Consider the following 13,862-nt stretch of genomic DNA (forward strand, 5'->3'; position numbering starts at 1 on the left):
GGAAGACTGCGCGCCGCCGGGCAGATTCCTCCACCGCCGGGCAGATTCCCCGACCGCCGGCCAGATTCCCCAACCGCCGGGCGGGTTCCCCGCCGGACAGATTCCGCGCGCCGGGCGGGCTAGCGCCCGCGGTGGGGAGTCAAGCCGTCCAGTGCGCGCTTCAGCAGGTCGGTGAGGGCGACCCGGTCGGCAGGGGGCAGTGCGGCGAGCAGGGCGTCCTGAGCGGCGGCGAGGCGGATGTCGAGGCGGGCGAGATGCTCGTAGCCGTCCTCGGTCAGCGTGATGACGTTGCGGCGGCGGTCGGCCGGATCGAGGTCGCGGCGGATGTGGCCGCGGTCGGCCAGCGTGTTGAGCGTGGCGACCAGGTCGCTGAGGTGGATGCCGCTGCGGCGGCCGAGCGTGGCCTGGCTCGCGGGCCCGCCGTCGGCGAGTGAGGCGAGCACCCGGTACTCGTACGGCTTCGTGCCCTCGGCCGCGAACTGCTCGGTGAGCAGCCGATAGCCGTGAATCGAGAGCTGACCGATCATCCAGCTCGGCGTGCGGCGGAACCGCTCGCCGCCCCAGGTCTGCTCGTGCGCGGACATCTCCTCGGCCATGGAGATCAGGATATTTCATTTGCCCTCCCAACGATCCGCCACTATCGTTCGTGCCACTAACGTTAGACCGGCAAACGATTGGCGGCAAGATGCCTCACATCGCCTCGATGCACTACACCGACGCCGGCGAGGGCGGCCGGCCGGTGGTGCTGCTGCACGGCAACCCCACCTCGTCACACATCTGGCGCCACGTGATCCCGCATCTCACCGGCCACGGCCGCGTGCTCGCGCCCGACCTGATCGGCATGGGCCGGTCGGCGAAACCGGCCCTGGCCTACCGGTTCGACGATCACGCCCGCCACCTGGAGGCGTGGTGCGACGCGCTGGGGCTGGACGACGTGACGTTCGTCGGCCACGACTGGGGTGGCGCGCTCGCACTCGACCTCGCCGCGCGACATCCCGGGCGGGTCGCGGGCGTCGCGCTGGTCGAGACGTTCCTGCGGCCGATGAGCTGGGACATCTACGCACCGGCCGCGGTCGAGCTGTTCCAGCGGCTGCGCACACCCGGGACCGGCGAGACCATGGCGCTCGACGACAACTGGTTCATCGAGACGTCGTTGCGGCTGACCGTCCCGGACCTGAGCGACGAGGACCTGGGCGTCTACCGCATGCCGTATCCGGATCGCGAGTCGCGCCGTCCGCTGTTGCAGTGGCCGCGGGAGATCCCGATCGACGGCGAGCCGGCCGACGTGCACGCGCGCATGGTGGCGTACGGGGAGTGGATGGCGACCACGCCGGACGTGCCGAAGCTGTTGATGCTGATCGAGCCGTCGACCGGCCTGGTGCAGCCGGCCACCGAGCGGTGGGCGCGGGAGACGATCGCCGCGCTCGAGGTGGAGAGCATCGGCAAGGCCGGTCACCAGGCCCCGGAGCAGCAGCCCGACGCGATCGGCCGCGCGGTCGCGGCCTGGCTGGAGCGCCATGGGCTCTAATCCGCGACGACCTCGGAGGCAAGTGCGACCAGCGCGGGTACGGACGGGTGCGTCACCGGCTCGGGCCAGGCCAGCACCACCGTGACCGGCGGCGCGTCGGTCAGCGGGACGTAGGCGACGTCCGGGTTCGGGTAGACGGCGACCGTCGCCTCGGTGCTCACGCCGACGGCGCGGCCGGCCGCGATCGCGATCAGCCAGTCGTCGGTGTTGCCCACGTCGATCACCCGGGCCGGTCCGGCGCCGGGCGGCCACAGTCCGCGGGTGGTGCTGCCGGTGATCGGGTTCATCGCGACCGGTTCCGCGGCCAGGTCCGCCAGGCTCAGCTCCGGGCGGGCGGCGAGTGGGCCGTCCGACGGCACCACCGCGAACCGGTGCTCGGTCAGCAGCGTCGCGGTCCGCAACGACGTCAACGTATCCGGCGCGGGGTCGCGCAGGATCGCCACGTCGCTCCGGCCGCGCAGCACACCGGCGGCCCGGTCGTCGTCGATGCGGAGCAGTTCCAGCGGTACGTCCGGGTGGGCGCGGGCCCAGCGGCGCAGCAGCGTGGTGGTGTGCACGCCGAGCGCGGACCAGGCGTGGCCGAGCCGCAGCGGCCAGGTGCCGGCCCGAGCCGGGTCGAGTGCGGCGTCGACGGCCGCGACCGCCGCCTCGGCACGCTGGCGGTACGCCTCCCCCGCCGCGGTCAGCCGCAGATGGTGGGTGGAGCGGTCGACCAGCCGCACGCCGAGGTGCTGCTCCAACTGCCGCAGGGTGCGGGAGAGCGCGGGCTGGGTGACGTGCAACCGCGCCGCGGCCCGAGTGACGGTGCCCTCGGCCGCGATCGCCAGGAACGCACGCAGGTGCCGCAGGTCCGCGGTCATGACCTCAGAGCATAACCATCGCCCGTTCGGCATTTCCGCGGCGTTCCAGCACCGCATAGCGTGATGTCACGTGACGACGAACGTCCTCGCACCCGAGACTCCCACCGCACCCTCCTCGCCCGCCCGCCAAAGACGCGGTGGCCGGCGCGGCGAGCTGGGCGCGGTGGGTCTCGTGCTCGGCGCGGCCGTCTCCGTCCAGTTCGGCTCCGGTCTCGCCACACTGCTGTTCCCGCAGGCCGGCGCGGCCGGCATGGTGGCGCTCCGGCTCGGCGTCGCGGCCGTGCTGATGCTCGCGCTCTGCCGTCCCCGGCTGCGTGGTCACTCGCGGGCCGACTGGCTTGCCGTGGTCGGGCTCGGCGTCGTCTTCGCGGCCATGAACTCGGTGTTCTACCAGGCGATCGCGCGCATCCCGCTGGGTCCCGCGGTCACGCTCGAGGTGCTCGGCCCGCTCGCGCTGTCGATCGTCACCGCGCGCCGCCGCGGCACCTGGCTCTGGGCGTTGCTCGCGCTGGCCGGGGTGGCCCTGCTCGGCACCGGCGGCTACGACCGCCTCAACACCCCCGGCGTGCTGCTGGCGCTCGCCGCGGGCGCGCTGTGGGCAGCGTACATCCTGCTCAGCGCGTCCGTCGGCAACCGGTTCCCGGGCGCGGACGGTCTCGCGCTGGCGCTGGGCGTCGCCGCGCTGCTGACGCTGCCGGTCGGCGTGGTCACCGCCGGACCCGCGCTGCTCCACCCGGTGGTGCTCGGCCTCGGCTTCGCGGTCGCGCTGCTCAGCTCGGTACTCCCCTACACGTTCGAGATGTCCGCGCTGCGCCGCCTGCCGTCGTCGACGTTCGCGGTCATGATGAGTCTCGGCCCGGCACTCGCCTGCCTGGCCGGTTTCACGGTCCTCGGCCAGTCGCTGAACTGGGTCGAGGCGCTGGCGGTGCTGCTGGTGATCGCGGCCAGCGCGGGCGCGGTACGCAGCGGCCGTGACCGCCGAGCGAACATGAAATTGGACGGCAAGGCGTGAATCCGAGCCCGGAGTCAGCTTCTGCCGCCTTTCGAGGGTGATCTCGAGCGGAGCCTCACTTCGCCGTTCGGGCGACGACCGCTTCGATTGCTGCCCTGGTCACCGCCGATATGACAACGATGGCGGATTCGGCGAAGTAGCCGGGGCCGGTCATGGCGTTGCGGCGGCCCGTCGTCCTGTTCGCACGATGGATCAGTCTGCCGTATGCGGCAGTATCCGCCTCCCGCCTTCCCTGATGGTGTCGGTCGGCTCGTGTCGTCGCGTCGCTCAACGAGCTGGGCCGGGCGCGGGCGACCGCGGGCGAGAGCGCGTATTCCGGGGTATCCGCCCCGCGGGGCGATGCAGCACGCCGGGGAGATCGGTGGCGGCCGGGTGGCCGGCATTCGGGACTGGGTCTCCCGTCGAGATCCTTGTGCCGCTAATGGCTGCCTCACGCGGCCGGATGGCGACCCCACCGGAAGCGGGAATCCGCTTCGGGAAGGGCTCAGCCCGCCTTCGGCGTCTTGACCGCGCGCAGTTTGCGGCCGACCTGGCCCTCGCCCAGATCCGGCACCGCGCCGAAGCGGCCCGCCAGGTACGACGTGGGGAGGTCCTCGTGGCGGCCGGGCTGGGCGGCAGTGAGGGGGAAGATGTCGCTGCAGCCGATTTTGTCCTTCTCGACCAGCCAGACCTGGCCGGGTTCGAGGAGACGTTTGCCGCTCGGGGTGCTGAGCACGCTGACGTCGTGGGCGGTGAAGAGGAGCTGCGCGTCGTTCGTGTTGACCTGGGGGTCCTGGAAGAGGCGGACGACCTCGGCGGCGAAGCGGGGGTGGAGGCTGGAGTCGAGTTCGTCGACGAGCAGCACGGCGCCCTCGTCGAGCGCGAGCAGCATCGGGCCGAGCATGGCGAACCAGCTGCGGGTGCCGAAGGACTCGGATTCCCAGGGCATCGGGTACGCGGTGCCGTCCGCGCCGGTGTGGATGAGCTGGACGTCGGTGACGGTGCGGCCGGCGACGCGGGTCTCGACCGGCTCGACGCCCTCGATGCCGAGGTCGGCGGCGCGCAGCAGCGCCTCGATCCGGTCGCGCTGCGGGCCGAGCACGGCCTGGCGGGTGAACTCCTCGCGCTGGTAGCGCTCGTCCTCCGGGGTGAGGAACCAGAGGTTGCGCTCGAACCAGTAGAAGACCGGCGCCAGGTCCGGGTGGTTGTTGGTGGCGGCGACGGTGAGGAACAGCGCGTTCGGCCGGGTCATCTTGACCATCGCGGCGCGGTCCTTGAGCCGGTCGCCGGGGAATTCGAAAGGCTGCCGGCGGGAGGCGTCGCGGTCGAACCAGACCTGGCGGCGGCCGCGTGGATAGGCGTGCAGCCATTCGGCGACGACGCGGTCCGGGCCGAGTTCGAATCCGTACGTGTACCGAATGCCGTCGTTGACGAAATCCAGCTCGTAGAGCGACGTCTCGCGTTCGGCGGCCGGGTCGAGCGCGAACAGCTCGCGGGGCACGCCGCGCTGGGTGGCCCACTGGTAGTACGAGTCGAGCACGGCGGTGCGCATCTCGACCAGGCCTTTGAGGAGGTTGGACTTGCCTGACGCGTTCGGCCCGAAGATGCCGATCAGCGGGTAGACGTCCATGCTGCGGCCACCGGCCACCGGGACCTGGCGTGCGGCATGGGCGGTCTTGCCGGTCGGGACGGCGAATGCCAGCTCCCGCTCTTCGCGGAAGGACCGGACATTGGCGACCCGGAACTTCAGCAGCATCTGATCTCCTCAGCCGCGATCAGCGTTGCCCGCCCTCTGATGTCTGATTCGCTGTCGAAGGCAGCCTCACACCAGGCGTGCTCGTGGCAGCACCCAAAGATGATGCCAGTACGGAAAGAAATCAACAAGATCGTTCGCGTTTTGGTGACGGATAGCCGCATAAAGGTAACGGAATGCTGAAGCCGCACCCCGAAATGAGTAACGGGGTGCGGCTTCCGGCAAAACCGAACGTGATCTGTCAGACGGACAGCGATTGCGCCGCGGAGCCGACCGGCGCGGGCAGTTCGCCCGGTGCGCCGAGGTAGCTGTGCACGGCCGCGGCGGCCGCGCGGCCCTCCGCGATCGCCCACACGATCAGCGACGCGCCGCGGTGCATGTCACCGGCGACGAAGACGCCCTCGCTCGCGGTCTGCCAGCCGGCGTTCGCGTCGATCGCGCCGCGCGCGTTGCGCTCGATGCCGAACTGTTCCAGCAGCGGCTGCCGCTCGGTGCCCTCGAAACCGATCGCCAGCAGCACCAGGTCGGCCGGGAGCTCGCGCTCCGAGCCGGGCTTGACGGTCATCACGCGCCGGCCGTCCACCTTGGTCACCTCGACCTCGGCGATCCGGACGCCCTTGACCTGACCGGTACCGTCGTCGACGAACTCCTGGACCGCGACCGCGAACTCGCGGACGCCGCCCTCCTCGTGCGCCGGGTAGTTGCGCAGCACGTACGGCCAGGTCGGCCACGGGTCGCGGATGCCGGCGCGCTTGGCCGGCGGCTCCGGGTAGATGTCCAGCTGGTAGACCGCGGTGGCGCCCTGCCGGTGTGCGACGCCGAGGCAGTCCGCCGCGGTGTCGCCACCGCCGATGATCACCACGGACTTCCCGGCCGCGTCGATCGGCGTGCTGTCCTGGAGGCCGGCGACCACCCGGTTGGCCGGGACCAGGTGGTCCATGGCCAGGTGGACGCCCTTGAGCGTCCGGCCCGGCGTCTCCGGGGTGTCGCGGCCGGTGAGCGCGCCGGCCGCGAGGACGACCGCGTCGTAATCGGCCTTGATGTCGGCCGCGGACAGATCGACACCCACGTTCACCCCGGTGCGGAACACGACGCCCTCTGCCTCCATCTGGGCCATCCGGCGGTCGATGTGTTCCTTCTCCAGCTTGAAGTCCGGGATGCCGTAGCGCAGCAGGCCACCGATCCGGTCGTCGCGCTCCAGCACGGTCACGTCGTGCCCGGCGCGAGCCAGCTGCTGCGCCGCGGCCAGACCGGCCGGGCCGGACCCGACCACCGCGACGCGCTTGCCGGACTTCGTGGCCGGGACCTGCGGCGTCACGTAGCCCTTCTCGAACGCCCGGTTGATGATCTCGACCTCGACCTGCTTGATCGTGACCGGGTCGTCCGCGATGCCGAGCACGCACGCGCCCTCGCACGGTGCCGGGCACAGCCGCCCGGTGAACTCCGGGAAGTTGTTCGTGGCGTGCAGCGACTCGATCGCCGAGGCCCAGTTGCCGGTCCGGACCAGGTCGTTCCAGTCCGGGATCCGGTTGCCGAGCGGGCAGCCCTCGTGGCAGAACGGGATGCCGCAGTCCATGCAGCGGGTGGCCTGCTGCTGGATGAGCTGGTCGCTCGCCTCCGGGTAGACCTCCCGGTAGTCCATCAGCCGCACCGGCACCGGGCGGCGGGCCGGCAGCTGCCGGCCGTAGCGCAGGAAACCGTTCGGATCAGGCACGTGCGACCTCCATGACCGCTTCGTCGACGTCTCGGCCGGCGGCTTCGGCGGCACGGATCGTTTCGATCACTCGCTTGTAGTCGCGCGGCACCACCGCGACGAACTCCTCGACCGCGTCGGACCAGCGCTTCAGCAGATCCTCCGCGACGGCGGAGCCGGTCTCGGTGAAGTGCCGCTGGACGAGGCCGTGCAGGGTGGCCTGTTCCTCGTCGGAGAGCGTGGACAGCTCGACCAGCTCCGGATTGATCCGGCGCTTGTCCGGGCGCCACAGGAACGCGGTACCGCCGGACATGCCGGCCGCGAAGTTGCGGCCGTGCTTGCCGAGCACCACCACGGTGCCGCCGGTCATGTACTCGCAGCCGTGGTCGCCGATGCCCTCGACGATCGCGGTCGCGCCGGAGTTGCGGACCGCGAACCGCTCGCCGGCCCGGCCGCGGATGAACAGCTCGCCCTGGGTCGCGCCGTAGAGGATGGTGTTGCCCGCGATGATCTGCTCCTCGGCCGCGAACGGCGCGGACGCGTCCGGGCGGATGATCACCCGGCCACCGGCGAGGCCCTTGGCGACGTAGTCGTTCGCGTCGCCGAGGATCCGCAGCGTCACGCCGCGGGGCACGAACGCGGCGAACGACTGACCGGCGGTGCCGCGCAGCGTGACGTCGATCGTGTCGTCCGGCAGACCCGCGCCGCCGTAGCGCCGCGCCACCTCACCGCCGAGCATCGCGCCGACGCTGCGGTGGTCGTTGCGGATGTGCACGTCGAGGGTGACCGGCGTCTTGTCGTCCAGCGCCGGCCGGGCGAGCGCGATCAGCTCGTTGTCCAGCGCGTGCTCCAGGCCGTGGTCCTGGTCGCGGACCTTCACCCGGGCCGCGCCGTCCTCCAGCTTCGGGACGGCGAGCACGGCGCGCAGGTCCAGCCCGCGGGCCTTCCAGTGGTCGATCGCCGGCACCAGGTCGAGCGACTCCGCGTGCCCGATCGCCTCCTGGAGCGTACGGAAGCCCAGCTCGGCCAGGTATTCGCGCACCTCCTCAGCGATGAACATGAAGAAGTTCTCGACGAACTCCGGCTTGCCGTTGAAGCGCTCGCGCAGCACCGGGTTCTGCGTGGCGATGCCGACCGGGCAGGTGTCCAGGTGGCAGACGCGCATCATGATGCAGCCGGACACGATCAGCGGCGCGGTGGCGAAGCCGAACTCCTCCGCGCCGAGCAGCGCGGCCACGATCACGTCCCGGCCGGTCTTCAGCTGGCCGTCGACCTGCACCGTGATCCGGTCGCGGAGCTTGTTGAGCAGCAGCGTCTGCTGCGTCTCGGCCAGGCCCAGCTCCCACGGCGTACCCGCGTGCTTGAGGCTGTTCAGCGGCGAGGCGCCGGTGCCGCCGTCGTGACCGGAGATCAGCACCACGTCGGCCTTCAGCTTCGCCACACCGGCCGCGACCGTGCCGACGCCTGACTCGGAGACCAGCTTCACGTGCACGCGGGACGCCGGGTTGACGTTCTTCAGGTCGTGGACCAGCTGCGCCAGGTCCTCGATCGAGTAGATGTCGTGGTGCGGCGGCGGCGAGATGAGGCCGACGCCGGGCGTGGCGTGCCGGGTCTTGGCCACCCACGGGTAGACCTTGTAGCCGGGCAGCTGGCCGCCCTCGCCGGGCTTCGCGCCCTGCGCCATCTTGATCTGGATGTCGTCCGCGTTGACCAGGTATTCCGTGGTCACGCCGAACCGGCCGGACGCGACCTGCTTCACCGACGAGCGGCGGGCCGGGTCGTAGAGGCGCTCGACGTCCTCGCCGCCCTCGCCGGTGTTCGACTTGCCGCCGAGGTTGTTCATCGCGATCGCGAGCGTCTCGTGCGACTCCGCGGAGATCGAGCCGTACGACATCGCACCGGTGGCGAACCGCTTGACGATCTCGCTGGCCGGCTCGACCTCGTCCAGCGGGATCGGCGTGCCCTTCCGGAGCGCGAACAGGCCGCGCAGGTGACCGCCCTCGGCGGCCAGCGCGTCGACCTTCGCCGTGTAGCGGCGGAACACGTCGTACTGCTTGGAGCGGGTGGCGTGCTGGAGCAGGAACACCGTCTCCGGGTTGAAGAGGTGGATCTCGCCCTCGCGGCGCCACTGGTACTCGCCGCCGACCTCAAGCGCGCGGTGCGTGCGTTCGGCCGGATTCACCGGGTACGCCTTCGCGTGCCGGGCCGCGATCTCCGCGTGGATCTCGCCGAGGCCCGCACCGCCGATCTTGCCGGGCGTGCCCGCGAAGTAGCGCTCGATCAGCCGCCGGTCCAGGCCGACCGCCTCGAAGACCTGCGCGCCGCAGTACGACGAGACCGTCGAGATGCCCATCTTCGACATGATCTTCTGGACGCCCTTGCCGAGCGCCTTCACGTAGTTGCGGACCGCCTTGCCCGGCTCGACACCGGTCAGTGCGCCCGTGGAGATCAGGTCCTCGACCGACTCGAACGCCAGGTACGGGTTGATCGCCGCGGCGCCGTAGCCGATCAGCGCGGCCGCGTGGTGCACCTCGCGCGCGTCGCCGGTCTCCACCACCAGCGCCACCCGGGTACGCGTCTGCTCGCGCACCAGGTGCTGGTGCACCGCGGCGGTGAGCAGCAGCGACGGGATCGGCGCCAGATCGGCGTTGGAATCCCGGTCGGAGAGCACCAGGATCCGCACGCCGTCCTCGATCGCCTCGGACACGTGCCGGCAGATCTGGATCAGGCGGGCCCGGATGCCGGCCGCGCCGTCACGCAGCGGGTAGAGGCCGGAGACCCGGACCGCCTTGAAGCCGGGCAGGTCACCGTCCTCGTCGATCGAGAGGATCTTGGCGAGCTCGTCGTTGTCGATGATCGGGTACGGCAGCACGATCTGCCGGCAGGACGCCGGGCCCGGGTCGAGCAGGTTGCCCTCCGGCCCGATCGTCATCTGCAGGCTGGTGACCAGTTCCTCCCGGATCGCGTCCAGTGGCGGGTTCGTCACCTGCGCGAACAGCTGGTGGAAGTAGTCGTAGAGCAGCCGCGGCCGCTTCGACAGCGGGGAGATCGGCGTGTCCGTGCCCATCGAGCCGAGCGGCTCCGCGCCGCCCTTCGCCATCGGGCCGATGAGGATCTTCAGCTCCTCCTCGGTGTAGCCGAACGTCTGCTGACGCCGCTGCACCGAGTCGTGCGTGTAGACGGTGTGCTCGCGGGCCGGCAGGTCCTCCAGGTTGATCAGCCCGGCGTGCAGCCACTCGTCGTACGGCTGCGCCGCGGCCAGCTCCGCCTTGATCTCGTCGTCCTCGACGATCTTCCCGGCCACCGTGTCGACCAGGAACATCCGTCCGGGCTGCAACCGGCCCTTCGCCACCACGGACGCCGGGTCCAGGTCCAGCACACCGGCCTCGGAGCCGGCCACGACCAGTCCGTCCTCGGTCCGCCACCAGCGGCCCGGGCGCAGGCCGTTGCGGTCCAGCACCGCGCCGACCACGGAACCGTCGGTGAACGCGACCGCGGCCGGGCCGTCCCACGGCTCCATCAGGCTGGCGTGGAAGCGGTAGAAGCTCCGCTTCGCCGGATCCATGTCCGGGTCGTTCTCCCACGCCTCCGGGATCATCATCAGCACCGCGTGCGGGATGCTGCGGCCGGACAGGTGCAGCAGCTCCAGCACCGCGTCGAAGTTCGCGGAGTCGGACGCGTCCGGCGGGCAGACCGGGAACAGCCGCTTGATGTTGCCGGGCAGGTTCTTCGACTGCAGCGCCGCCTCGCGGGCCGCCATCCAGTTCTTGTTGCCCCGGATCGTGTTGATCTCGCCGTTGTGGGCGATCAGCCGGTACGGGTGGGCCAGCGGCCACGACGGGAACGTGTTCGTCGAGAACCTGGAGTGCACCAGCGAGATCGCGCTGGTCATCCGCTCGTCCTCGAGGTCGGGGAAGAACACCGGCAGCTGGTCCGGCGTGAGCATGCCCTTGTACACGAACGTGCGCGAGGACAGCGACGGGAAGTAGGCCGGGATGCCCCGCTCGGCCGTCTCCCGCTCCGCCTGCTTGCGCACGCAGAACGCGACCCGCTCCAGGTCCAGCCCGGTCAGCGGCGTGCCGGCCGGCACGCCGTCGCGCGCGGCGAGCTGCTCGGCCGCGATGAACACCTGGCGGATCTGCGGCCGGGCGGCCTCCGCGGACGCACCGAGGTCGTCGTTGACCACCGGAACGTCGCGCCAGCCCAGCACGTCCGCGCCCTCGACGAGCGCGTACTTCTCGAAGATCTGCACGGCGCGGGCCGCGTCGGCCTCGTCGCGCGGCAGGAAGACCAGACCGGTCGCGTACTGCCCCGCGGGCGGCAGCGCGAAGCCGGCGACCGCGCGGAAGAACTCGTCCGGGACCTGGATCATGATCCCGGCACCGTCGCCGGTGTTGGTCTCGGCGCCGCGTGCGCCGCGGTGGTCAAGGCGGATCAGTGCCGAGACACCCTTGGCGACCACGTCGTGTGAACGACGGCCGTGCAGATCCGCGACGAACGCGAACCCGCAGGCGTCATGCTCGAACGACGGGTCGTACATCAGGCCGGCCGTTGCGGGGAAATCGCCCGTGTGGGCGGCTCCGGCAACGGGGAGATGAACTCCCTGAGGGTGCGAAAAAGCCACCGGGCCTCCTGTCGTCGCTCGCTGGTTGAAGATGTGGGACGACGTCGGCCCTGTGCAGAGTCTCTAGAGTCTACGTGAGTGAACGCCGATTCCCACCAATACAGATAGATCACACGTCCACGATCTGAGACGTGTACGATCCCTCGATGCCTCAGGTCGACGCCGCCCTCTTCGCCCGCCTGGAACGCTTCTACGACGGGGTGCCGCGATTCGCCGCGCGGGTCGAAGACTTTGACACATTGGTGCTCTTCATTGGCAGTAGCGACGCGTACCCGCTTTATGCGCGGCCCGCATTGCGATCGGAAAAAACGCCGTCCGCCGCAGACATTACCGCCGTACGGCAGCGCCAGCGCGACATCGGCGCGCCGGAGGCGTTCGAGTGGGTGCACGAAACCAGCCCGGATCTGCTGGCCGTGGCCCGGTCCGCCGGGCTGAGCGTGCTGGAGGCACCGCTGATGGTGCTCGACCCGGAAGCGCTGCCGTCCATCACCGATGACGAATTCGTTTCGGTGCGGTTAATGGCGCCGGAGGACCCGTCGTTCGCACACGACGTCTCGATCCGCGGCGCGGTCGCGGCGGTCTCCTTCACGCACGCCGGCACCGCGACCGGCCCGGTCGGTGCCTCCGCGCGGGACGCCGCGCTGACCCCGCTGTCCGCCGGATCACTGGCGCTGCACCGCCGCCGGGCCGCGCAGGGACGCGCCGCCTCCGCGCTCGCCGAGGTGAAGAATCCCACTGACCCGGAAGTCAGCGGTGTGGTCGGCAGCGGCATGTTCCAGCGGGAGGGCGACGTCGCCGAGATCGTCGGCGTCGCCACGCTCCCGGCCGCCCGCCACCGCGGCGTGGCCCGCGCGATCACGGCCACGCTGGCCCGGCACGCCCTCGACTCCGGCGCCGGCCTGGTCTTCCTGTCCGCCGCGTCGGACGACGTCGCGCGCATGTACGCCCGCCTCGGCTTCCGCCGGGCCGGCACCGCGTGCATCGCCGAACCGGCGGTCCCGGCACCGCAGGCGCCCTGAGGGCGCCGGGCGCATCAAGATCTTGGAACTTCTTCTCCCGCTTCCGGCGTGGTCGCGTTCCGCACGCTCCCGCGGGCACCGGTCGTCGCCGGCGCTCCTCCCTGCACGTCAGGGGGCGGTTGAGAAAGACCTCGGGCCCGGAGCGGGGAGAGCACCGCGGTGATCTCGATCTTCAGTTCGGCGGTGTCCACTCGCCCGCGGTGGTGGCGAGGCTGCCGAGGAGCCGGGGGGTGATGGTGCCGAGGGCGGCGTCGCGGGCGCGGAGGGCGAGGCGGCCGCGGGCCTGGATGACCGCGGACATCCGGCGGGTCTGGCGGACGATCGTGGCGGTGCGGGGGCGGCGGGCGCGGCTGTACTGCTCGATGGCGGTGGTGAGCGTGCGGCCCGGCACCGCGTCGGCCAGCACGGAGCGGAGCGTGGCCGCGTCCTCGAACGCTAGGCAGGCACCCTGGCCGAGGTGGTGCGGCATCGCGTGTGCGGCGTCGCCGAGGAGGACCACGCCGCCGGGGCCGGAGCCGAAACCGTACTGCCGGGGCAGAGGGCGCAGCTCGCGCACCTCCTGCTGGATCAGGTCCTCGGGCTCGGTGGCGGCGAGCAGCTCGCCGATCGGCGCGTGCCAGTCGGCCAGCCAGCGGCGCAGCAGCTGCAGCTGGACCGCGGGTGACTCCGGGCGGGGTGCGCCGGCCGCGGTGGCGACCCAGTAGATGCCGCCGCGGCTGGAGCCACCGGCCGAGCCGCGTTCGCCGAGCGAGACCGCCACGAACCGGTAGCCGGCGCCGAGCGTCTCGCCGTTCGGTGACATGTCGTCGGGCAGGCGGGGTGCGCGGTACCACGGGATGACCGCGCGCCAGGCGGCGCAGCCGGAGCTGACCACGGTCGCCTCCGGCGCCAGGTGCTTGCGGAGCACGCTGTCGATGCCGTCGGCGGCCACGATCAGGTCGGCCTCGTAGCGCTGCCGGCCATGGCCGACCGACGGCCGGTCGCCGGTGTGCAGCCGGACCGTCTCGACCGGTACGCCGGTGCGGATCTCCACGCCGTCGCCGAGCCCGGCGATCAGCGCGTCGTGCAGGTCCTCGCGGTGCACCACGACCGGCGGCTGCGTGTCCGGCCCGGGCTGGCGCGGCTGGACGAGCCACTGCCCGTCCGGCCGGCGCACCCCGCGGTCACGCAGCGGCGTGGCGATCGCGTGCAGGCCGTCGCCCAGGCCGAGCGAGCGCAGCGCACGCACGCCGTTCGGCCAGAGGATCAGCGCGGCCCGGTCCACCGGGACGCGATCACCCCGTTCCAGGACGGTGACCTGCCAGCCGGACCTCGCGAGGGCGCCCGCCGCGGCGAGACCGCCGATCCCCGCACCCACCACGATCGCCGTGCGCATCACAGGCACCTCCGCAGCA

At 71.5% G+C, this 13,862-nt stretch carries 9 protein-coding genes; 3 read left to right on the forward strand and 6 right to left on the reverse strand.

Translation table 11 applies throughout. The features are described from left to right. Positions 1 to 119 precede the first annotated feature (119 nt). Positions 120 to 596, reverse strand: a complete 477-nt coding sequence (locus tag J2S42_RS12090) for a MarR family winged helix-turn-helix transcriptional regulator (protein ID WP_307238594.1) — start codon at positions 594 to 596, stop codon at positions 120 to 122. Between the two features lie 107 nt (positions 597 to 703). Between J2S42_RS12090 and J2S42_RS12095 the strand changes: the two genes are divergently transcribed. Continuing rightward, positions 704 to 1,528: a haloalkane dehalogenase gene (locus J2S42_RS12095; protein WP_307238596.1), complete on the forward strand. Its 825-nt coding sequence runs from the start codon at positions 704 to 706 to the stop codon at positions 1,526 to 1,528. Here the strand turns inward: J2S42_RS12095 and J2S42_RS12100 are convergent. Further along, positions 1,525 to 2,388 carry a LysR family transcriptional regulator gene (locus J2S42_RS12100; protein ID WP_307238598.1) on the reverse strand — a complete coding sequence of 288 codons (864 nt, stop codon included), beginning with the start codon at positions 2,386 to 2,388 and terminating at the stop codon, positions 1,525 to 1,527. The genes J2S42_RS12095 and J2S42_RS12100 overlap by 4 nt on opposite strands. Positions 2,389 to 2,458: 70 nt before the next feature. Here J2S42_RS12100 and J2S42_RS12105 point away from each other — a divergent pair, with 70 nt between their 5' ends. Then, on the forward strand, positions 2,459 to 3,400 hold the full coding sequence (locus J2S42_RS12105) for an EamA family transporter (protein WP_307238600.1): 942 nt from the start codon (positions 2,459 to 2,461) through the stop codon (positions 3,398 to 3,400). Positions 3,401 to 3,884: 484 nt separating this feature from the next. Here J2S42_RS12105 and J2S42_RS12110 read toward each other — a convergent pair whose 3' ends face one another. The 3 genes from J2S42_RS12110 to gltB form a co-directional block, all read right to left on the reverse strand. Then, positions 3,885 to 5,135, reverse strand: coding sequence for an AAA family ATPase (locus tag J2S42_RS12110; protein ID WP_307238602.1), 1,251 nt, complete (start codon positions 5,133 to 5,135; stop codon positions 3,885 to 3,887). A gap of 238 nt (positions 5,136 to 5,373) precedes the next feature. Next, the gene (locus J2S42_RS12115) at positions 5,374 to 6,846 is read right to left on the reverse strand and encodes a glutamate synthase subunit beta (protein WP_307238604.1); all 1,473 of its coding nucleotides are present in this window, start codon (positions 6,844 to 6,846) and stop codon (positions 5,374 to 5,376) included. Continuing rightward, a complete protein-coding gene (gene gltB / locus J2S42_RS12120) occupies positions 6,839 to 11,365 on the reverse strand; it encodes a glutamate synthase large subunit (RefSeq protein WP_307238606.1) in 4,527 nt (1,508 codons plus the stop codon). The genes J2S42_RS12115 and gltB overlap by 8 nt, the downstream gene beginning before the upstream one ends. Before the next feature lie 230 nt (positions 11,366 to 11,595). Here gltB and J2S42_RS12125 point away from each other — a divergent pair, with 230 nt between their 5' ends. Beyond that, positions 11,596 to 12,468 carry a GNAT family N-acetyltransferase gene (locus tag J2S42_RS12125; RefSeq protein WP_307238608.1) on the forward strand — a complete coding sequence of 291 codons (873 nt, stop codon included), beginning with the start codon at positions 11,596 to 11,598 and terminating at the stop codon, positions 12,466 to 12,468. 172 nt (positions 12,469 to 12,640) lie between these two features. Here J2S42_RS12125 and J2S42_RS12130 read toward each other — a convergent pair whose 3' ends face one another. Continuing rightward, the gene (locus J2S42_RS12130) at positions 12,641 to 13,843 is read right to left on the reverse strand and encodes an FAD-dependent oxidoreductase (protein ID WP_307238610.1); all 1,203 of its coding nucleotides are present in this window, start codon (positions 13,841 to 13,843) and stop codon (positions 12,641 to 12,643) included. Positions 13,844 to 13,862 lie beyond the last annotated feature (19 nt).

Origin of the sequence: Catenuloplanes indicus, from assembly GCF_030813715.1 — a bacterium.
GTDB classification, from domain to species: Bacteria; Actinomycetota; Actinomycetes; order Mycobacteriales; family Micromonosporaceae; genus Catenuloplanes; species Catenuloplanes indicus.